This window comes from Pseudomonas sp. ICBG1301, assembly GCF_016918385.1.
In the GTDB taxonomy this organism is placed as follows: domain Bacteria; phylum Pseudomonadota; class Gammaproteobacteria; order Pseudomonadales; family Pseudomonadaceae; genus Aquipseudomonas; species Aquipseudomonas palleroniana.
In genome coordinates this window covers 266,156-287,713 of the sequence record NZ_JAEKGB010000004.1, presented here as the reverse complement: position 1 = coordinate 287,713, position 21,558 = coordinate 266,156, and the positions used below count along the sequence as shown (strand labels likewise).

The window sequence follows — 21,558 nt, the reverse complement described above, 5'->3', positions numbered from 1 at the left end:
AGGGTCTGGAAGGGCGATCACCCATTTTCTTCTCTCAGGTCCGGCCAGCATGACACGTAATATCAACCCCGCTTCGCCAACCCTGCTTCACAGTCCCTCCCGCGCCTGGCGTGCGGTGGCTGCGATGCTGTTCAGCGTACTGCTGGCGCCGACCGCCGCATTCGCTGACGCCACTGCCCCCGCCACTCCGGCCACTGCCGAGCACAGCGCTGCAACCCCGGCGGCTCCTGCCGCCGCACCGGTTGCCACTGACCCATCCCAGGCCGCCACTCCAGCGCCTGCCGCCGAACCCGGCGTTGTGCTGGAAGAAGACAACACCCTGGGCATGGCCCATGACCTGTCGCCGTGGGGCATGTACCAGAACGCTGACGTGGTGGTAAAAGCCGTGATGATCGGCCTGGCCATCGCCTCGATCATTACCTGGACCATCTGGATCGCCAAAGGCTTTGAACTGCTGGGCGCCAAGCGTCGTCTGCGCAGTGAAATCGCCCACCTGAAAAAGGCCACTACCCTCAAGGAAGCGAGCGACACCGCGACCAAAAAGGGCACCCTGGCCAACCTGCTGGTGCACGACGCACTGGAAGAAATGCGCCTGTCGGCCAACACGCGTGAAAAAGAAGGCATCAAGGAACGCGTCAGCTTCCGCCTGGAGCGCCTGGTGGCCGCCTGCGGTCGCAACATGAGCAGCGGCACCGGTGTACTCGCGACCATCGGCTCTACCGCGCCATTCGTCGGCCTGTTCGGCACCGTATGGGGCATCATGAACAGCTTCATCGGTATCGCCAAAACCCAGACCACCAACCTCGCCGTCGTTGCCCCCGGTATCGCAGAAGCCTTGCTGGCTACCGCCCTGGGCCTGGTTGCGGCGATTCCTGCGGTGGTGATCTACAACGTGTTCGCCCGTTCGATTGCCGGCTACAAGGCGCAGGTGTCGGATGCGTCGGCAGAAGTCCTGTTGCTGGTCAGCCGTGACCTCGATCACCTGCCTACCGAGCGCAGCTCGCAACCGCACATGGTGAAAGTGGGGTAATCGGCCATGGGCCTGCATTTGAATCAAGGCGACGACGAGCTCGTCGAGAACCACGAGATCAATGTCACGCCGTTTATCGACGTGATGCTGGTGCTGCTGATCATCTTCATGGTGGCGGCTCCACTGGCGACCGTAGACATCAAGGTCGACCTGCCCGCGTCCAGCGCCAAGCCTGCGCCGCGGCCGGAGAAACCGATCTTCCTCAGCGTCAAGGCGGACCAACGCCTGTTCCTGGGCGAAGAAGAAGTCAAGGCTGAAACCCTGGGCCCGGTGCTCGACGCCAAGACCCAAGGCAAGAAAGACACGACGATCTTCTTCCAGGCCGACAAGGGCGTGGACTACGGCGACCTGATGAGCGTGATGGATGCCCTGCGGGCAGCCGGCTACCTCAAGGTGGGCCTGGTCGGACTTGAGACGGCAGCCAAGAAATGATCACGACGCGCCACAAACTGACGCGTTATGGCACCAGCCTTGCCGTCGTGCTGGGCGTGCATGCCGTCGCGATCCTCATCGCGCTCCAATGGTCCGCGCCGCATCCGGTGCAATTGCCGCCGGCGGCCATGGTCATCGACCTGGCGCCAATGCCGGCACCACCACCGCCGGCGCCGCCCAAGGTCATCACGCCGCCGCAACCGCCCGCTCCGGTGGAAGAGCTGCCCCTGCCGAAACTGGCCGAGGCGCCCAAGCCAACGATCCAGGTGCCCAAGCCGGTCAAACCCAAGCCCAAGCCTGCGCCGCCCAAACCGGTCGAGAAGAAGCCCGAGCCGCCCAAGGAGAAACCTTCCGAAGAGCCGCCGAGTGAAACACCACCGACCAACGCGCCTGCAGAAAAGTCGGCCCAGCCGGTGCCTGGCCCGTCCCCCCAACAGGTCGCCGCCAAAGCATCCTGGGAAGGTGCCCTGCTGGCGCATTTGCAGAAGTACAAGAAGTACCCGCCAAGCGCCCAGCGCAGCGGCAAGGAAGGCCTGAACCGCTTGCGCTTCGTGGTCGATGGTGAGGGCAATGTGCTGTCCTATGAGTTGGTAGGCCGCTCCGGCAACGCCGACCTGGACCGTGCGACCCTGGACATGATCCGTCGTGCCCAGCCACTGCCCAAGCCGCCGGCCGACATGTTGAAAGGTGGCAGCATCGAAATCGTTGCGCCCTTCGTCTACAACATCGAGAAGCGCCGCCGGTAACGCTGAGCGTGGTGAGGGGCAACTCTCACCACCTTCAGCAAAATCCCCACTCAATCCCCACCAAAGTTCTGATAACGTGCGTCTATCGATTGCAGCCGGTATGCTTGGGCTGTACCTCATGGACGCCCGCTATGACTCTTACAGAATTACGCTACATCGTGACCCTCGCCCAAGAGCAGCACTTCGGCCATGCGGCCGAGCGTTGCCATGTCAGCCAACCGACCCTGTCGGTGGGCGTGAAAAAGCTTGAAGACGAACTCGGTGTGCTGATCTTCGAGCGCAGCAAAAGCGCCGTACGCCTCACCCCGGTGGGCGAAGGCATTGTGGCCCAGGCCCAGAAAGTCCTGGAGCAGGCGCAGAGCATTCGCGAGTTGGCCCAGGCCGGCAAGAACCAGCTGACCGCGCCTCTGAAGGTTGGCGCCATCTATACCGTTGGCCCCTACCTGTTCCCGCACCTGATTCCGCAACTGCACCGCGTCGCACCGCAGATGCCGTTGTACATCGAAGAAAACTTCACTCATGTGCTGCGCGACAAGCTGCGCAACGGTGAGCTGGACGCGATCATCATTGCCCTGCCGTTCAACGAAGCAGACGTGCTGACCCTGCCGCTCTATGACGAGCCGTTCTATGTGCTGATGCCGGCCTCGCACCCATGGACGCAGAAAGACACGATCGACGCCGGCCTGCTCAACGACAAGAGCCTGTTGCTGCTCGGCGAAGGCCACTGCTTCCGCGACCAGGTGCTCGAAGCCTGCCCGACCCTGACCAAGGGCAACGACGGCGCCAAGCACACCACCGTGGAGTCCAGCTCCCTGGAGACGATTCGCCACATGGTCGCCTCCGGCCTGGGCATTTCGATCCTGCCGCTGTCGGCAGTGGACAGCCATCACTACGCCCCCGGCGTGATCGAAGTGCGCCCGCTCACGCCACCCGTGCCGTTCCGTACCGTGGCCATTGCCTGGCGCGCCAGTTTCCCGCGGCCCAAGGCCATTGAGATCCTCGCCGACTCGATCCGCCTGTGCTCGGTGGCCAAGCCGACGGCTGCGAGCTGACACGTCGTATGACTGAACTGTCGCAGGTGTCGGTGACGGCACTCAAGGGTGTCGGTGAAGCCATGGCCGAAAAACTGGCCAAGGTCGGCCTGGAAAACCTCCAGGACGTGCTGTTCCACCTGCCGCTGCGCTATCAGGACCGCACCCGCGTGGTACCTATCGGCCAGTTGCGGCCTGGGCAGGATGCGGTGATCGAAGGCACCGTCAGCGGTGCCGACGTGGTCATGGGCAAGCGCCGCAGCCTGGTGGTACGCCTGCAGGACGGCACCGGCGGGCTGAGCCTGCGCTTCTACCACTTCAGCAACGCACAGAAAGAGGGCCTCAAGCGCGGCACCCGCGTACGCTGCTACGGTGAGGCGCGCCCCGGCGCCTCGGGCCTGGAGATCTACCATCCGGAATACCGCGCCATCACTGGCGACGAGCCGCCGCCGGTAGACACCACACTCACGCCCATCTACCCGCTCACCGAAGGCCTGACCCAACAACGCCTGCGCCAGCTGTGCATGCAGACCCTGACGATGCTCGGCCCGAAAAGCCTGCCCGACTGGCTGCCCCTGGAGCTTGCCCGCGATTACCAATTGGCGCCCCTGGACGATGCGATCCGCTACCTGCATCACCCACCCGCCGACGCCGATGTCGACGAACTGGCCCTGGGTCATCACTGGGCCCAGCACCGCCTGGCCTTCGAAGAACTGCTGACCCACCAACTGTCCCAGCAACGTCTGCGCGAGAGCATGCGCTCGCTGCGCGCGCCGGCGATGCCCAAGGCCACGCGTTTGCCCGCACTCTACTTGGCCAACCTCGGCTTTACCCCGACCGGAGCACAACAGCGCGTCGGCAATGAAATCGCCTACGACTTGAGCCAGCGAGAACCGATGCTGCGCCTGATCCAGGGCGACGTAGGCGCCGGCAAGACCGTGGTCGCCGCCCTCGCCGCCCTGCAAGCACTGGAGGCCGGTTACCAGGTCGCGCTGATGGCGCCTACGGAGATCCTTGCCGAACAGCATTTCATTACCTTCAAACGCTGGCTCGAACCCTTGGGCCTGGAAGTCGCGTGGCTGGCCGGCAAGCTCAAGGGCAAGAATCGTGCGGCGGCGCTGGAACAGATCGCCGCAGGTGCGCCGATGGTGGTCGGCACCCACGCATTGTTCCAGGACGAAGTGCAGTTCAAGAACCTGGCACTGGTGATCATCGACGAGCAACACCGCTTCGGCGTGCAGCAGCGCCTGGCCCTGCGCCAGAAAGGCGTGGGCGGGCGCATGAACCCGCACCAGTTGATCATGACCGCCACCCCGATCCCGCGCACCCTGGCCATGAGCGCCTATGCCGACCTCGACACCTCGATCCTCGACGAACTGCCCCCCGGCCGTACCCCCGTCAATACCGTCCTGGTCACCGACACCCGCCGCGTGGAAGTGATCGAGCGCGTACGCGGGGCCTGCGCCGAAGGTCGTCAGGCCTATTGGGTGTGCACGCTGATCGAAGAGTCCGAAGAACTGACCTGCCAGGCCGCCGAAACCACCTATGAAGACCTCAGCAGCGCCTTGGGCGAATTGAAGGTCGGGTTGATCCACGGCCGCATGAAGCCTGCGGAAAAGGCCGCGGTGATGGCCGAATTCAAGGCCGGCAACCTGCAACTGCTGGTGGCCACCACGGTAATCGAGGTGGGTGTGGACGTACCCAACGCCAGCCTGATGATCATCGAAAACCCCGAGCGCCTGGGCCTGGCGCAACTGCACCAGTTGCGCGGCCGTGTCGGCCGGGGCAGCGCGGCCAGCCATTGCGTGCTGCTGTATCACCCGCCGCTGTCGCAAATCGGTCGTCAGCGCCTGGGCATCATGCGTGAAACCAACGACGGTTTTGTCATCGCCGAGAAAGACCTCGAACTGCGCGGCCCCGGCGAAATGCTCGGAACCCGCCAGACCGGCCTGCTGCAATTCAAGGTCGCCGACCTGATGCGCGACGCCGACCTGTTGCCCGCCGTGCGTGACGCGGCACAAGCGCTACTGGAGCGCTGGCCGGAACATGTCAGCCCATTGCTGAATCGTTGGCTACGACATGGACAGCAATACGGCCAAGTGTGACGCCTGCCTCACTTTCCGACCAACACCTGTATCAAGCTGGTTATACTTCTTGGACTGTACGAATTTGGATCAGGCCATGTCAGAAGTAGCCCTCGCCACAGCCCCACTGACCGCTCCGCCGGTCATTCGGGCTCTGCTCGCAAAGCTCGCCATCCCCTACACGGAAGTTGCCGAACAACCTGGCCTGAATCCCGCGCGAAAGGTCCAGGCGGTACTGCTGGAAGATGCCGTTGGCGCTCTCATGGTGCTGTTCCCCCAGAACCAGTTGCTTGACCTCAACCGCTTGGCCGAACTGACCGGGCGCCGCCTGACGGCCGTAGCGCCGGAGCGCATCGAACGCATGCTGGGCAAGCATGAGCTGAGCCTGCTACCCGGGCTGCCCGCGCTCACCAGCTCGCCATGCCTGTACGAAGGCAGCTTGCTCAACGAACCGAGCCTGCTGGTGCATTCGGGCGAAGCTGGGCTGCTGCTGGAAATTGCCAGTGACATGTTCAAGACCATGCTCACCAAGGCCAGCGCCGGGCACTTCGGCGAGCCGTTGAGCAACATCCGCCCCAACCTCGATCGTCCCAACGATGACCGCGAGGAAATTACCCAGGCGATGCAGGCGTTTACCGCCCGGCGTATCCAGCAACGCCTGGAAGCGACCATCGAAATTCCGCCGCTGGCCGATACCGCGCAAAAAATCATCAAGTTGCGCGTCGACCCCAACGCCACCATCGATGACATTACCGGCGTGGTCGAAACCGACCCGGCCCTGGCTGCCCAAGTGGTGAGCTGGGCAGCGTCGCCGTACTACGCCTCGCCAGGCAAGATTCGCTCAGTGGAAGACGCCATCGTGCGTGTGCTGGGCTTTGACCTGGTGATCAACCTGGCGCTTGGCCTGGCACTGGGCAAGACCCTGAGCCTGCCCAAAGACCATCCGCACCAGGCCACCCCGTATTGGCACCAATCGATCTACACCGCCGCCGTGATCGAGGGCCTGACCCGCGCCATGCCGCGCGCGCAGCGCCCGGAAGCCGGCCTGACCTACCTGGCCGGCTTGCTGCACAACTTCGGTTACCTGTTGCTGGCCCACGTGTTTCCGCCGCATTTCTCGTTGATCTGCCGCCACCTCGAGGTCAACCCGCACCTGTGCCACAGCTACGTCGAACAGCACCTGCTGGGCATCAGCCGCGAGCAGATCGGCGCCTGGCTGATGCGCTACTGGGACATGCCGGACGAACTGTCCACCGCCCTGCGCTTCCAGCACGACCCGACCTACGACGGCCAATACGCCGAGTACCCGAACCTGGTGTGCCTGGCCGTACGATTGCTGCGCAGCCGTGGCATCGGTTCCGGGCCGGATGAAGCGATCCCGGAGGCGCTGCTCGAGCGCCTCGGGTTGAGCCGTGACAAGGCTGAGGACGTGGTGGGTAAAGTGCTGGATGCCGAAGTGTTGTTGCGCGAGTTGGCGTCGCAGTTCAATCAAGGCTGAGAGCGGCAGCGCGCTGCCTATGCAAAACCGCACAGTGATTGATGAAGTAGCGACTTTGGAATTATTAATATTTCAAATAACTTCTAAAAACTGTCAATTCTCACAGTAGATGTTTATCCCTGGCTTCGGTGATCTTATCCACGCACGCAATACATCCCGTGGAGGAATCAAAATGTCAGCAACCGTTAGCGTTACCAGTGCACCGTCTGGAATTGAAGCAGACTACATCAAACAAAAAATTGAAGGCTATGGCGTTACCGTCACCTCGGTCACACTAAATAGCGATGGAACGTTCAGTGTCGTCGTTAATGCCGATGACCTCGGCGCACACGGTCTCAGCGCGAGCATGCTGTTTTCCCAGATAAACATGCACAACGTAAAGATTACGCCACGCTAAGCGAACAACACCGGAACCTACTGTAATAAGCACAGGTTCCGGTTTCATTGCGCACAGCGCGAACGTGCTTCAATCAAACGAAGCCAATAATGCAACTCCATACACTATCGATCAGCCCTGCTTCTTTTTCTTCGGCTTCAAATACTTGGTCAAGCCCTGGAACCAGATTACCAGCGCCGGGTTTCCCTTGATCTGGATCGACTTGTCCTGAATCCCCGTCATGAACGCCAGTTGCTTGTTCTTCGCCTGCATCGTGGCGAAGCCATAGGCAGCGTCTTTGAAGGCGATGGCAAATGCCGGTGACGGGTGCACACCCGAACGGCTGGTAATGCGCTGGTCTTTGACGATGAAGTGACGGGCAACCTTGCCGTCGAGGGTCTGCAACTGGAACGCCAGGTCTTTATCACCCAACTGTTGCTGGAAGGCAGGATTGGTGCGGCTGGCTTTGCCCATCATCAGGCCCAGCACCCACAGCAGAAGACGAAATTTCATGCACACGGCCTCGGTGTATTTATTAAGTGGCCGCAGCAGTGTAACGATTTGCAGGCAGAACGCCACCGATCTCGCGCTTTAGCGGGAGATCGGCAGGCGTTTAACGCTTATAGCAACATCTTGCTTAAACGTTAGGGCAAGGCACCGGCGCCCAGTCGGCCAGGTTCGGATCGCGGCAAGTGCCTTCGATCTGGGCCTTGCCGGCGCTGGCAACCTGCTTGCTTTCAGCTTGCTTGGCCTGCACGGTCTGGATGCTCTTCTCGGTGGTGACCGCTTCTTTAGGCACGGTTGGCAGCACCGGCTTTTTCGCAGGTTTTACGGCTTTCTTACCCTTGGTCGGCGCTACCACAGGCGTGGTGTCGGCGGTGGCCACGGTGACCACGTCGGTGCGTTGCACGCCAACCTGTTGCAGGTCTTTCTCATAAGCCTGGGTGTAGTTGTTCAGGTCTTCACTGGCCTTGCCGTTGACCGCGACGATCAGGTCGTTGGACTCCTTCAGGCCCGCGACGATTTCCGCTAGGCGCTTGCGGCCTTCGGTGTCGTTGACGGTCTTGGCCTTGCGGTCATTCACCAGCTGGGTGAACGCGCTCTGATAGCACTGCTGGGACGCTTTGGCGTAAGCGGTGCTGCGGTCGATGTCGGACGCGCTTTTGTTGAAGTCGGTGGAGTAGGACGCAATGCGCTGCTTGTCATCGGCGATCTGCTTTTGACGCTCGGTGTAGTAACCCGCCGCGCCGCCAGCCAGTGCACCGCCCGCAGCACCAATGGCCGCGTTACGACCGCGCTTGTCAGCGTCGCCGGTCAGGGCACCCAGCAATGCACCACCGGCCGCGCCGATGGCCGCACCGGTCACCACCGACTTGGTCATGTTCGAATCGGTGGCGCGCAGGTGCTGCACCGGCTCGTAGCAGTTCGGGTAGTACTCGACCTTGGTGCTCGACGCGACCTTGGAGGCCGGTGACGTGGCGCAACCAGTCAATACGGTACTGAAACCGGCTGCGATCAGCAGCAGGTGACGCTTGGAAACCGCCTTACGGGAAAAAAGCATAGGTGTGATCTCTGTTAAGTTTGACTTGCCCAGCACGGCCCACCGCCGCCTGAGTCCCTTCCAAGCTCGCCGCACAACCAACGGTCAAGACCGCTGACCGCTCGCTGCGAGCAGTTCCTTCAAGATCGTTGCCGGGTCGGCCCGCTGTTGCTTGCGGTAGTTGCCGACATGGCGAACGAACAGTGTCGCGCGCGTCACCAAGCTCTTGCCGAGCACAGGTTTGCGATCCAACTCTTCCTTGATCCGTTGAAACTGAGCCTGGATCACCGCATCGGTATAGCGCGTGCCGGTGGCCAGGTTGTCGATATAAATCGCCACCGCGCCGTCGAGGGCGCTGCGGCCATTGTCGATGGCCGTGGCGAACAGCGTCGCACTGGCTTCGTCCTTGTTGGCCACCGCCTGATCGCGGCTCTTCTGCAGGTTGATCAGGCGGATGTTGTAGTTGCTGATGGTCTCGGCCACCAACGCAGCGGACTGAATCAGGTTGCCCGCCGCCTCTTCGCGTTGCTGGGCGATCAGCGAGACGTTGCGCTTGAGCTCTTCGTTGACCAGCCCCAGCTCGGCTTGCAGCTTGGGGTCGACACTGGCGGCAATGATGGTGTCCAGGCGTTTGGTCGGGTCCTGGGCTTCGTCGATGGCATCGGTCAGTGCGGCCAGGCGCCCTTCTTTCTGCCATTGGGCGAACAGCTCCTTGTAGCGCGAGCGCGGCGCCGACAGCGCGCCGATCGCCACACGGAAACCGGTGGTCTCATTGCTTTGCTCGGTGCCGTCGGCGGCGAACAACGGGTACTCACGGCGCATGCCGGTAAACAGCGTGCCCTCGCCTTCGAGGTAATTGCCGCCCTTGACCACAAAGCCGCCGTAGGTGCCCTGGCGTCGCCCGGCGTGCACCAACTGGAAGGACTCCTGGACCATCTCCGCAGCGTTGCCGATCACATCGAACAGGCCGATCGGGTTGGGCAACTTGGTGCCGATGGGCATCAGGCGTGCAGCCTGGCCGGTGCCGCCGGCCACCTGGTTGAACACCGCGTAATCCGCCAGCGGGCCTTCGCCTTCATGGCCTTCGACACGCCGAGGGAACAAGCGGCCCTCCAACTCCTGGCGGCTCACCGCCTGCCCGCCGCGTGCGGCGTATTCCCATTCCACTTCGGTGGGCAGGCGCACAAACCCCAGGCCACCGTCTTCCGCCGAAGAGCCGCGACCGCTGACCGGCAGCAAATCACGGTGGTATTTCATCAACCAGGCGCTGTACACCGCCGAGAAGCGTTCGGCTTCAAAGCGTGACAGCTTCACCTTGGGCAGCCGCGCCGCCATGCCGGTGGGAATGTCGCAGGCCGGCGCCGGCTCGCCGCTGGCCAGGGACTGCGCCTGGGCCATCACCGCAGCGTATTGGCGGGCGGTCACTTCGTACTTGCCGATGAAGTACAACATGGGCTTGAGTGGGGTCTTGGCGTCGGTCTTCGGCATCAAGGGCGCAATGACGTTGTTCCAATCCTTGGGCAGATCCTTGAGGGTGAACTGGCCGTTGATGAAGTCGCGCCGGTAGCCGGAAATAAACGATTGCTGGTAACCCGCCTCGCCTTCGGCGAAGGGGTAGCCAAGACTGATTTCGCGATCGTCCAGGGTGCCCTGGGCCAGTACGTAGGCGTAGCGGAACACCATGTTGCCTTCGCACGGCAGCGGCAGGCTCACGTCGTCCGGCAGCGGTTTTGGATTGTCGAGCTTGTCGCTCGCCTCATCAGCCCAGGCCAGCGAGGCCAGGCTCAGCACCACACAGGCACCCAGTAACTTATACATCTCTGATTCCTTCAGAAGCCTGGATCCGCGCCACACGCCAACCACCACAGGCCGCCGCCACGGCGCTGACGCCGAGGACTGCAACCAGGGCCAGGCCGTAATGACGCGCCAGCAGGTGGCTGGCGTATTCGCCCGGAACCTGCACAAATAGCTTATTCAACCCCGCCTCGGCCAGGCCATACAACCCGGCACTGAGCACGGCGGCAGCACCTGCGCTGTACAACGCCTGCACCACCACAAACCACAACAGCCCACCGGTGGAAAAGCCCAACAGGCGTAACACCGACAATTCCCGGCGCTTGCGCGCCACGGCGGCCAAGGCCCCGGCGAAGATCGCCGCGAACGCGCCCGCCAAGGCCAAACCGGCGATGATCCAGAATACGATCGACAGGTTGCGGCTCAACGACTGCACCTGCGCGATAGTGTTCGCCTGGGTCGATACCAACAGGTTCTGTCCGGCGAAATACACACGTAACACTTCTACATCGCTGAGACGGCGTGCGTACAGGCGAAATGCCGGGTACACCCGCTGCTCATTCGCACCGACCGCTTCACCTTCCCACCCCAGCGCCGGCACCGCACGGCCGTCGCGATAATCTTCGGCTGCTTCCAGCAGGGCCAGGTCGGCAAACAGCCCATCACGGGCAAACGCCTCCAACGGCAGCACTGCCAGCACCTGCACACGCGTGCCCCGGGCCTCGACACGCCCGGCCACTTGCCGCGCAAAGCGGGTGTCCAGCCAATCGCCGGGGCGTGCCGCAAGCTTTTCGGCGGCGGTGTGGCTCAGCACGATCTGGTCCATGCCCTTGGGCATCGGCAAACCGGCCAGCAACGGGTCACCCGGCGCGGTCGGCAGCATTTCCAGGGTCAGCGTGCCGACCTGAGCCGTCGCTGCAATCTGCCGCGTGCGCGGCACGGCAAACGCCACGTCGCTACGTTGCCCCAGTTGCTCGACAAACGCAGCGCTGAATCGACCACCGCCCAACGGAATAATTTCACGGGTAGCGGGGTCGGTCTCCAAACGTTCGGTCAAACTGCCAACCAGTCCAAATTTCAAGCCAAATAACACCAGCAACGGCGCGATCACCGCCACCAACGCCAACACTGAGCAGGCCGACAGCCAGGCATCGTTGCGGTAATCCTGCCAGGCCAGGGACGCCACCAAACCGATGCGCATCAACAAGCCTCCCCGAGGGTGGCGGTGACGCCGCCATCCGTGTCGCGACGGCAACTGATGCGCCGCACCTGCAAGCCACTGGCACGGGCCAAGGGTTCGTCATGGGTGGCGATCACGCAGGCGGCACGGTGTTCGCGAGCCTGCGCCAGCAGCGCCTGCATGACCCGTTCGGCATTCAGTGGGTCCAGCGACGCGGTCGGCTCATCCGCCAACACCAGTTGCGGCCCGTGGGCCAGGGCGCGTGCACAACTGACGCGCTGACGCTGGCCTACCGACAATGCAGCGGGTTTCTTGGCCAACTGGTCACTGATCTCCAACTGCGCGGCCAGCCGTGTCACGCTGCCGTCATCCGGCAAACCGAGCAGTTTGCGCGACAAGGCGATATTGCCGCGCACATCGAGAAATCCCAACAGCCCGCCGGTTTGCAGCACGTAGCCCAGATGCCTGCTGCGCAACTGGGCCAACGTCGATTGCCGATCCGCTCGCCACAGCCCGCCGATGTCCTGCTGATTGAACTCGAACTGCCCCACCTGATCCGGCGCCAGCACCAACGCCAATAGATCCAGCAAGGTGCTCTTGCCACAACCGCTGGGCCCGACGATCGCCAGTTGCTCACCCGCGCGCAGGTGCAGCGCCGGGATCACCAGGCTGTAACGCTGGCTACCCACGCCCCGGCTCTTGTGCATTGCGCTCAGGTTCAGCATTACGGCAACGTCGACAACGGCACGCGGTACAACGCATCACCCGGCTCGGCATCGCCGAAACGAACCCAGTTAGCCAGGTCATTGTGGAAGGTTTCGTAAAGGCGGATTTTCGAATCCAGCTCGTCGATAAAGTCTTCCTGTTCGGCCACGCTCAACGACAACCACAAGTCCTGGGTCATGTTCAGCGACTTGCTGCGGTACGGCAGGCCTTCCAGGTATTCGCCGAGGAGGCCGCCATCGGCCAGATTGCCGCCCTTGCGCAACGCCTGCGGGTCGCGGCTCATGTAGGCCGAGGCACTGGCGATTTCCTGGAAGAAGTCCTTGGGTGAGCTTTGGGTTTTGCGCGCCGCGTCGACGATCAGTTTCAGCGACTGCTGCAAATCGTTGAGCTGCAACTTGGTCAGCATCACGCACACCTGGAACGCCGGCAGCGCCGGGTTGGTCAGGTCGCGGTCGGCGGTCCAGGCGCTGACCAGTTGCGGTGCCTGGCTGGCGGTTTTGCGCCCGAGGAAATCCATGTGCATGGCATAGCCGACGGCGGCGGATTTGTCCGCCAGGCTCGGCGCGCTGCTCAGCAACGGCACCGGCTGCGGTGTGTTGCTGCGCACTTGATGAACGAGGTTGGCGAACACCGTACCGATCTCATCGACGCGCTCGCCCAGTTTGCGCACATCGCCGCCCGGCACTGGCGTGTACAGGTCGCCGATCTGCGGGTTGGCGTCAGCCGTGAGGATGCGGTACTGGCTCTCGGCACCGGCGTGGGTTTTCTTGCCGGCATCGGTACGCAGGTGCAGCGCGTAGATCTTGATCTGCTTACCCAATGCGGCCTGGCGCACTTCAGCTTCGTTCATCTGGGTGGCGGCGAACGGATCGTTCTTGCGCAACGCGCCGGCGTCAGTGACCAGCAGGATAATGCGCCCGCCATAGCCGGACCAATCCATGCCATCCACGGCCTGCATCACCCCAGCAAAAGCGTCTTCGTTGAACGAATGGCTGGACACCGTGGACGCTTTGACTTGCCGCGCCATGTCGAGAAAGCGCTGCGGGTCGCGACCTTGATCCAGCGTGATCAAGGTCTTGGCCACATATTCCAGGCCCGGGGTTTTCTTGATGCTGTTGCGAAAACCCACCAGGCCGAAGCTCACGCTGTCCAGCTCACCGCGTTCGGCGATACGGGTTTGCAACTCATGCACCACGTCACGCACCTGGTCGATGTAGGGCTGCATCGACACGGTGGTGTCGACCACCAGCACCACAGCGGTACGGAACGCATCGGCACTGACCGAGGGTACAGCCGGCTTGGCAACGCTGCTGCCAGGATCGATGGACGCCACATTGAGCAACTGCACCGGCTGGCCATTTTCGTCGAAGCTCTCTTTGGAGTCGAAGATCGGCAACAGATAAAACTGGTTCTGCGGCACCGCGCTGGCGGTCGGCTCGAGCGCCAGCACTTGCTGATTGTCTTCGCTGTTTTTCTGCGCCTTGGCCAAGACGTTTTTGGCCGCTGCGGGGTCGGCCAGCAACTTTTCCACTTCGCCGGGCTGGCGCAGGAACATCACCGGTGCCCGGCCCGAGCGCTCGGTAAACTTGAGCACCAGGCTCTGCTTCCAATCGCTGACCTGGGCGGCGGGCAACCAACCGTCACTGCGGCCATCGGTAGCGGCGCCGACGCGTACCCACGGGCTGCCATCGACCTCTTTGCGTTGGTACACATACAGCACGGAGAACGCCGGCAAGGCTTTGCCGGGTGCACCACCTGCATCGCTGGAAAGCTTGGCGCCAGGCTTGCTGAGCACGCGCTGGAACAAGGTCTTTTTGCCCGCCATCAGCAAGGGGCGCTGACCGCCATCCGCGTCAGCGACCACAGGTTTCAACTCAGGCGGCGGCGTTTTGGGGATGACGGCGGCCGGCGGCGCGGCGGGCTTGTCACTGCCGCTCAACCACCAATAACTGGCGCCGCCGATGGCCAGCGCCACCGCCACGGCCACCGCCGCCAACGCCAATACTGGCCCGCGACGCTGCTCGTTATGTTGGGTCGATGCCGGTGGCACCACCGGTTGGCGCACAGGCTCAGGCGGTGCGCTCGGGATCTCAATGGATTCCGGGGTGATGCCGCCCAGATCAAAGCTCATCGGGACCGGCAACGGCCGCACCAGAGTGGCTTCCAACGAGTCCGCCGGCAGTTGATCGAGCGCCAGCAGCAACGCCGCCGCATCGGGGAACCGCTCAGCCGGGTCCTTGGCCAACAACTTGCGCAGCACACCTTGATAACGGCCATGGTGCACCGGCAGTTCCGGCAACGGCTCGGTCAGGTGCGCCAGCGCCGTGGAAAGCGCATCGGTGCCGTTGTACGGCAGCTTGCCGACAAGGATTTCATAGAGCACCACACCGAGCGCATACAGGTCGGCGCGACCATCAATTTCCTGGCCCCGCGCCTGCTCCGGGCTCATGTAGCTGGGCGTGCCCACGGCAAACCCGGCTTGGGTGAACTGGGTACGATCATCCAGGGACTTGGCGATGCCGAAGTCCGACAACACCGCCGTGCCATCGGCGCGGAACAGGATGTTGGCAGGCTTGACGTCACGGTGGACCAGGCCCTGGGCATGCGCATAGCCCAACGCCGAGGCGATCTGGCGGATCAGCGTCACCCCTTGCTCAGGCGTCAGGCCGGCGGCAATGCGTTCCTTGAGCGTGCCATTGGGCAGGTATTCCATGGCCATGTAATACAGCTCACCGACGTTGCCGATGTCATGGATGGTCACGGTGTGCGGATGCGACAGCCGCGCCAGGGTCTTGCCCTCGCGCAGGAAACGCTCGCAGAAGGTCGGGTCGGCCGCCAGTGCCGCCGCCATCACCTTCAACGCCACCTTGCGTTCCAGCGAGCGTTGGGTCGCCAGGTACACGCTGGCCATGGCGCCTTCACCGATCTCGCCTTCGATGTCATAGCCCGGGATCACGATGTTCATGGCGACACCTTCACGACAATGGTGGTGATGTTGTCCGGCGCACCCCGGTTAAGCCCCAGGTGCACCAGGCTGCGCACAATTTCATCCGGCGCGTCATGCCCCAGCACCTCGCGGATCTCATGATCTTCGACGGTCTTGTTCAGACCGTCGCTGCACAGCAGGTAGCTGTCACCGGGGGCGATCAGCAGGTCGACGACGGCCACCTCCAGCTGGGCTTCCACCCCCACCGCGCGGGTGACGATATTGGCGCGTGGATGCACGCGGGCGTCGGCTTCGCTGAGCAGGCCGCTGTCTTGCAGGTCCTGCACGTAGCTGTGGTCGCGGGAAATACTTTCCAACGCACCGTCGCGCAGACGGTACAGGCGACTGTCACCGGCCCACAGGCACACCCCGCGCAAGCCGCGCGCGGCCAGCACCACCACGGTGCTGCCCATCATGGTCACGCCACGGTTGGCGGTTTCTTCACGCACGATCGCATTGATGCGGATCAGGTCATTACGCAGCGCCGCCGAGTATTCATCGAGGGAGCGCCCTACCGGCACCTGACGCAGACTGTCGACAATCAGGCTGCTGACATAGTCACCCGCCGCATGCCCGCCCATGCCGTCGGCCACCACCCACAGGCGGTTTTCCGGCAGGTCCAGGCAGGCGTCTTCATTGACCTGGCGCACCATGCCCACATGGCTTTTGCTCGCGGATTTGAACGTCGACCCCATCTACACCACACCTTCTTGTCCGAGCAAAAACTGCGCAAAATCGTCGGCGGCAGGCAAGCCCTGACACCGCAATAAACCAGGGGAAATACGTTGCGAGCCGCGGCCCCACCAGAGGCTGGCACCGGCGCAGGCTTGTTCGGCGAGCGCGGTCATCCGGTCGTGAGGCAGCGTGGCGTTCATCCGTTGCAAACCGGCGAAACGACTGTCGACCACTCGCAGCTCGCTGGCTGGAAGGCCCAGCTTGTCGACGCCAGCGTTGAAGCTTTCGAACGTGGCATCGGCGTCCAGGGTACTGAGCAACAGCTCTTCGGCCTGCTCAAACCAGGTATCCGGCCCCCCCACGAGTGACGCAGGATTGGTGTCCTGGTCCAGCAGGGTCGCCACCGCCAACGGAAAATACCGCCCGACCCGATCGATACTCGGCATCACCACACCCGCCGCCGCATCCGGCCCGCACACGCCCGGCGCCAGCACAAAGCGCCACAACGGGCTGACCAGGTACACGTTGAGCCATTCGCCGCCCAGGCTGTTTTGGCTGGCGAGCAAACCTGCCGCCAACCAGCTGTCCCACGGGCCGACAAAACTCTGGGGCAAGGCGCGGCTGACGAAGTCACCGCGGCTGGCCAACTTGCCGTAGAAACCCAGCGTGGTCATAACCGCTCCGGCAGGCTGAAACCGCTGAGCACGCGGCTCTTGAACGGGTTGAAGGCGCTGTTGGCGCGTAACTCGTAGGCAATGCTTGCGCCGTCGACCCGCAGGCGCAGGTTGAAGCGATCCGGCGAGTTACCAGCCGTGAGGTCCGACTGCTCCAGCAGGCGGAACCAGGCCCACGGCCCATCCAGGGTCACACCGGAGCGCCCACTGGCCGACGGCGGCATGATCGAAATACGCACCACGCCAATGCTGCCGGGGTTCGGCCATTGCATCGCAACCGGGCGGCTGGGGCCGTGGTCATAGCTCAATTGCTGGCCATCGAGGTCGAGCAGGAACTGGGTGATGGTCGGGTCCATCGACACCGGCTTGAGTTCGAAGCGTACGATGGGCTGGGTGCCCCCGGCGCGGAAGAACGCATCACGAATGGCTGCCGCGCGCTGGAAAGTCTGCAGCACACCCGGCGCGATCCCGAGCTTTTGTGCCGCGCCCGGCTGCCAGCGCCAGGTTGGAGTGGAGGTGTCCACATACGGCTGCAGGTACTTGCGGAAATAGTTGTCCATGACCCCGCCCACGCCGAAAAACTGGCCAAAGTCATCCAGGGTCGCGTCCCGCGCACTGCCCGGCGACATCGGGTAGCGCCCGGCCAGGGACTGGCGATACACGTTGACCACTTCGCTGACCCAGGCCGCGTTCAGTTGGTTGCGCACCCCGCCCATCATGCTGTTGGTGGTGGAGTTGACCACCGACTTGACCATGCCCTGCACCAAGGGTGGCTGGCGCTCGGCATTCAGGCTGACCCGCGTGGCCGCAGCCGCCGCCTGGTTCTTCGCTTCGCCGAGCAAGGCATCGCCACTGGCGCCGACCATGGCGCTGACCTGCACATACAGCGCATTCATGTCCGCGAGCAGGCCGTCGATGGCCGCCGGCTCGCCTTCATTCTTGCTGACGATGCCGTTGAGTTCGGCAAAGTGTGCGGTCACCGGATCGTCCGCCACCTGCGGCTGGCTGGCCGCCTGTTGCTCCTGGCCGAGCAGGCTGCCCAGGCGTTCCTTGAGCTTGTCGACGCCACCTTCCACCGGCACGCCTTTGGCTGTCAGCTGGCGTTCCTCGGCTTGCAGGTCGGTTTCCTTGGCCACCGCCACCAACAGTTTTTTCAGCGGTGAGGTCGGCCCGGAAATCACCCGCAGCACATCGGCCGCCTGGGCCACGCTGGTGATCGGTACGAAGTCGATGTCTGCCAACAGCGCGTCCCATTGGCGCTGGTAGTCCTGGAAATACAGGCGGCGCACGTCACCGGCCAAGCTCACCACGTTCTGTTGATCGGCCTGCTCGCGGCCCAGCACCCATTGCTCTTCGGCGAGCGTGCCGGTCTGGTTCAGGCTGCTCAGCAAAAACGCCTGGCGGTAGCCCTTGGCGGTGAAGAAACCACTGAGTGGCTCACCCAGCGGCTTGCCGCTCTTGCGACTGAAGACCAGTGCGGCATCGCGGCCGGCGGCTTCATTGATGCGAAAGTCCGGGATACCGTCGGGCAATTTCTGGCGCTTGACCCGGTCGTACACACGCTGGGCCACCGGCAGCTGTTGCAACTGGCGACGCAGGTCGTCGATCAGCCGCGGATCGAGGCGCGCATTCGGTGGATGGCGGTCAAACAGGGCCTGCAAATGCCCACTCAAGGCCTGGCGCTGATCGGCCGGCAAATCGCGGGGCAGGTTGCGATCCCAATCCAGGGCGATCCAGGCTTTGATGAAGTCCGGGTCGTAGTGCTCGCTGTCGGCAAGCATCAGGTAAGCCTTGAGCCCTTCGTACAGGAAGTCGGAGTTGCCACCGCCGCGCAGTTGCTCTTCGATACGCGTCACCAAACGCGGCGCGAACACCGCGATCAGCAGCTTGCGGTACACGCTGCCGGATTCGGCTTCGAGCATATCGCCCTGGTACAGGCCCAAGCCTTCGGCCCAGCCAGGCGGATCGCCGGCAAGGTTTTTCGTGGCGTTGAGCAACGGCAGCACGGCGAGCACTTCACGCTGGGCCGGGCTCAGGTTCTGCACCGCCTGGCCCAATGGCGCAACCTTCTGGTCAACCTGGGCGATATACGCCTGGTTGGCGCGATAACTCACCCACCACAAACTGCTGACCACCACCACCAAGGCCACGGTGGCCGCCAGGACGCCGCGTGCAATCCACTTGCGCCGACGTTCGACCTTCGGGTTCACCCCGACCAGCCCACGCTCGGCAAACGCCACGGCGCTGAACAGTTTTTCGATGAAGTAACTGCGCCCGGTGCCGCTCTGGCGGGCCAGGTGCTGGCGATCCAGGTTCATGCTCTGAGCCATGGCGCCGATCAGGCGATCAATCGGGCTGCCTTCCTGAGTACCGCTGGTGAAGTACACGCCGCGCAGCAGCACGCGTTCTTCAAAGGCATTGGGTTTGAACACACCGTCGAGGAAGCTTTGCAGGCAGTCCTTCAAGGCCCCGAACTGCTGCGGGAAGCCGTAGATCAGGTCGCGTCGCGCCGGGTCGCGTTCCTGTTGCAGGCGTTCCACCAGGCGCTCGTTGAGGCGTTGTTCCAGCCCTGCGAATTCGCTTTGCAGATGCGCCAGCGGGCCGTCGCTGTGCTTGCCGTCGTCCAGGGCAAAGGTCATGCCCCATACCTGGGCGCGGTCTTCCTTGCTCAGGTTGTCGAAGAACTCCATGAAGCCAGGCACCAAGTCGAGCTTGGTCAGCATCAGGTAGATGGGGAAACGCACGCCCAGCTGGGTATACAGCTCCTGGATACGCAAGCGAATCGCCGCCGCGTGGGCAGCGCGCTCGGCTTCAGTCCCGAGCAACAGATCCGACAGGCTGATCGCAATGAACGCCCCGTCGATCGGGCGGCGTGAGCGTTGCTTTTTCAGTAGGTCGAGGAAACCCAGCCATGCGGCTTTATCGACCGTGGAGTTGCTGTCTTGAGTGGTGTAGCGGCCAGCGGTATCGAGCAGCACGGCCTGGTCGGTAAACCACCAGTCGCAGTTGCGCGTACCGCCGACACCGCGCACGGCCCCGGCGCCCAATTGGGCCGCCAGCGGGAAATGCAGCCCGGAGTTGACCAACGCGGTGGTCTTGCCCGAACCCGGTGGGCCGATGATCACGTACCACGGCAATTCGTAGAGGTTGCGCCGCTCATCACCACCGAGCTTGGCTTTCTTCAGCAGCGCCAGCGCCTCGTCCATGCGCTGGCGCAGGGTGCTGAGTTCTTCGGCGGTGGCGACACTGTTGGGGTCGACCGGGGTTTGCGCCGCCAGGCTGCGCATCACTTCGGCGGCCTGTCGACGCGCCTGGATAATGCGGAACACGCGGTAGGCGATCCACACCGCAAACACCAGGATAATCAGCGCCCAGCGGCGCCCTTCCGGCATCAACAGGTCGAGCAGCGGCCCGACAAACCAGATGATCAGGCTCAGGGCGATCAGGCCCAGTACCGGGATCACCCAGCGAATCATGAAACTGAAAAACGCCTTCACTCGACGCCCTCCGCCAATACGGTGATTTCAACCCGACGATTACGGGCACGGCCTTCGGCGGTGGCATTGGTAGCCACCGGCTCGGTGTCGCTTCTGCCCTCGGCGCTGAAGCGCTCGGCCTGGCCGGTCTTGGCCGCCAGGATCTCCAGCACCGACTTGGCCCGCGCTTCGGACAACGCCCAGTTGGACGGGAAACGCAGCGTGGCAATCGGGCGGTTGTCGCTGTGCCCAGTGACACGCACCTGGCCTTTGACTTTGCGGATGGCGTCGGCAATGCGCAGCATCAGTGGCTGGTAGTCATCGACGATGCTGGAACTGGCCGAGGCAAACAGCTCATCACCGCGAATGGTCACCACGGAACGGTCGACCGCATCTTCCACGGCAACACGACCGGCCTTGATGTCTTCCACCAGGAAGCCGGCCAGGCGTGGGCGTTCGATGATTTTGGGTTGCGCCACCAGACGGTCGATCGACTGCACCGGGATCTCTCCCAAGGCATGGATATTCTTGAATACCGGCTCGGCATCCGACGCCAGTTTCAGGCGCAAGCCGAACAACAGCGCCAGCAGCAGCGCCAGGCCGATGGCCACGGCGATCCACGGCGGCATGAATTGCGCCAGGCGATCCCGCGCCACCGTCACACCGCGCCAGTGCGGCGACAACTCGCGCTCGTGTTCACCACGGGCACTGCGAATCGCCGCCGCCGTGCGCTCACGCAGGGCGTCCAACTGGCTGCGCCCGTCGTTCATCACACGGTAACGGCCTTCGAAACCCAGGCACATGCACAGGTACAACAACTCCAGCAGGTACAAACGTTCGCGTGGGCTTTGCAGGCAGTGGTCGAGCAGTTGGAAGACTTTTTCACCGCCCCAGGCTTCGTTGTGCACCGTGATCAACAGGCTCTGCTTGCCCCAGTCGCTGGTGCTGCCCCACGGCGTGCTCAGCACGGCTTCATCCAGGGCGGTGCATAGCGCGTAACGGGCCAGCAGCACTTCGTTACGCGGGATGCCGGCGGCTTCAGCACGCTCTTCGAACTGGCGCAAATAAGCCAGCAGCTGCGCGCGCAGGCTGGCCGGCGCCGGATGGGCGATGGTGTTGCGCAGGCGTGTGAGCAACGCCAACAACGGGCCGGCGGCGCTTTCCAGCGGGTTCAGGCCCTGGCTTTTGCCGGTGAGCATCGGCGCGGCCGGCATCGACAGCGGGGCCGGTTCTGCACGCGCAGGTTCTGGCGCCCGGCCACCCGGGCGCGGCATGAACTGGGTGCGGTCATCATCATTGGGATGCATCGC

The 21,558-nt window shown here is 63.3% G+C and carries 17 protein-coding genes; 7 read left to right on the top strand and 10 right to left on the bottom strand.

Going from position 1 to position 21,558, the window contains the following annotated elements; genetic code table 11:
• The first annotated feature begins 49 nt into the window (after positions 1-49).
• From exbB to JBE38_RS11295, 7 genes are all read left to right on the top strand, one after another.
• A complete protein-coding gene (exbB, locus tag JBE38_RS11325) occupies positions 50-1,030 on the top strand; it encodes a tonB-system energizer ExbB (RefSeq protein WP_090367961.1) in 981 nt (326 codons plus the stop codon).
• A gap of 6 nt (positions 1,031-1,036) precedes the next feature.
• Positions 1,037-1,462: a TonB system transport protein ExbD gene (gene exbD / locus JBE38_RS11320; protein ID WP_003195519.1), complete on the top strand. Its 426-nt coding sequence runs from the start codon at positions 1,037-1,039 to the stop codon at positions 1,460-1,462.
• Positions 1,459-2,208, top strand: coding sequence for an energy transducer TonB family protein (locus JBE38_RS11315; protein ID WP_060756678.1), 750 nt, complete (start codon positions 1,459-1,461; stop codon positions 2,206-2,208). The genes exbD and JBE38_RS11315 overlap by 4 nt, the downstream gene beginning before the upstream one ends.
• 131 nt (positions 2,209-2,339) lie before the next feature.
• Positions 2,340-3,260 (top strand): hydrogen peroxide-inducible genes activator, encoded by a 921-nt coding sequence (locus JBE38_RS11310; RefSeq protein ID WP_016975936.1) that lies wholly within the window; start codon positions 2,340-2,342, stop codon positions 3,258-3,260.
• A gap of 8 nt (positions 3,261-3,268) precedes the next feature.
• A complete protein-coding gene (gene recG, locus JBE38_RS11305; RefSeq protein WP_205344317.1) occupies positions 3,269-5,344 on the top strand; it encodes an ATP-dependent DNA helicase RecG in 2,076 nt (691 codons plus the stop codon).
• Positions 5,345-5,420: 76 nt separating this feature from the next.
• On the top strand, positions 5,421-6,821 hold the full coding sequence (locus tag JBE38_RS11300) for an aminoacyl-tRNA deacylase and HDOD domain-containing protein (RefSeq protein ID WP_104995024.1): 1,401 nt from the start codon (positions 5,421-5,423) through the stop codon (positions 6,819-6,821).
• A gap of 172 nt (positions 6,822-6,993) precedes the next feature.
• Positions 6,994-7,218 carry a hypothetical protein gene (locus tag JBE38_RS11295; RefSeq protein ID WP_205344316.1) on the top strand — a complete coding sequence of 75 codons (225 nt, stop codon included), beginning with the start codon at positions 6,994-6,996 and terminating at the stop codon, positions 7,216-7,218.
• A 111-nt stretch (positions 7,219-7,329) separates the two neighbouring features.
• Here the strand turns inward: JBE38_RS11295 and JBE38_RS11290 are convergent, their stop codons facing one another.
• The 10 genes from JBE38_RS11290 to JBE38_RS11245 all read right to left on the bottom strand — a co-directional run bounded on the left by JBE38_RS11290 (position 7,330) and on the right by JBE38_RS11245 (position 21,555).
• On the bottom strand, positions 7,330-7,710 hold the full coding sequence (locus JBE38_RS11290) for a helicase (RefSeq protein ID WP_205344315.1): 381 nt from the start codon (positions 7,708-7,710) through the stop codon (positions 7,330-7,332).
• Between the two features lie 124 nt (positions 7,711-7,834).
• The gene (tagQ, locus tag JBE38_RS11285) at positions 7,835-8,758 is read right to left on the bottom strand and encodes a type VI secretion system-associated lipoprotein TagQ (protein WP_060756676.1); all 924 of its coding nucleotides are present in this window, start codon (positions 8,756-8,758) and stop codon (positions 7,835-7,837) included.
• 84 nt (positions 8,759-8,842) lie between these two features.
• A complete protein-coding gene (locus JBE38_RS11280) occupies positions 8,843-10,555 on the bottom strand; it encodes a formylglycine-generating enzyme family protein (RefSeq protein ID WP_104995026.1) in 1,713 nt (570 codons plus the stop codon).
• A complete protein-coding gene (locus tag JBE38_RS11275; RefSeq protein WP_205344314.1) occupies positions 10,548-11,732 on the bottom strand; it encodes an ABC transporter permease in 1,185 nt (394 codons plus the stop codon). The genes JBE38_RS11280 and JBE38_RS11275 overlap by 8 nt, the downstream gene beginning before the upstream one ends.
• Positions 11,732-12,436, bottom strand: coding sequence for an ABC transporter ATP-binding protein (locus tag JBE38_RS11270; RefSeq protein ID WP_090367950.1), 705 nt, complete (start codon positions 12,434-12,436; stop codon positions 11,732-11,734). Before JBE38_RS11270 ends, JBE38_RS11275 begins: the two co-directional genes overlap by 1 nt.
• Positions 12,436-15,402 carry a serine/threonine-protein kinase gene (locus JBE38_RS11265; RefSeq protein ID WP_205344313.1) on the bottom strand — a complete coding sequence of 989 codons (2,967 nt, stop codon included), beginning with the start codon at positions 15,400-15,402 and terminating at the stop codon, positions 12,436-12,438. Before JBE38_RS11265 ends, JBE38_RS11270 begins: the two co-directional genes overlap by 1 nt.
• On the bottom strand, positions 15,399-16,118 hold the full coding sequence (locus tag JBE38_RS11260; protein WP_090367946.1) for a PP2C family protein-serine/threonine phosphatase: 720 nt from the start codon (positions 16,116-16,118) through the stop codon (positions 15,399-15,401). Before JBE38_RS11260 ends, JBE38_RS11265 begins: the two co-directional genes overlap by 4 nt.
• Complete coding sequence (gene tagF, locus JBE38_RS11255; protein WP_205344312.1) at positions 16,119-16,772, bottom strand: type VI secretion system-associated protein TagF; 654 nt, start codon at positions 16,770-16,772, stop codon at positions 16,119-16,121.
• Entirely contained in the window at positions 16,769-20,269 is a 3,501-nt protein-coding gene (gene tssM / locus JBE38_RS11250) for a type VI secretion system membrane subunit TssM (RefSeq protein WP_090367942.1), read from the bottom strand. The genes tagF and tssM overlap by 4 nt, the downstream gene beginning before the upstream one ends.
• Positions 20,266-21,555 carry a DotU family type VI secretion system protein gene (locus JBE38_RS11245; protein WP_205344311.1) on the bottom strand — a complete coding sequence of 430 codons (1,290 nt, stop codon included), beginning with the start codon at positions 21,553-21,555 and terminating at the stop codon, positions 20,266-20,268. Before JBE38_RS11245 ends, tssM begins: the two co-directional genes overlap by 4 nt.
• Positions 21,556-21,558: the final 3 nt, after the last annotated feature.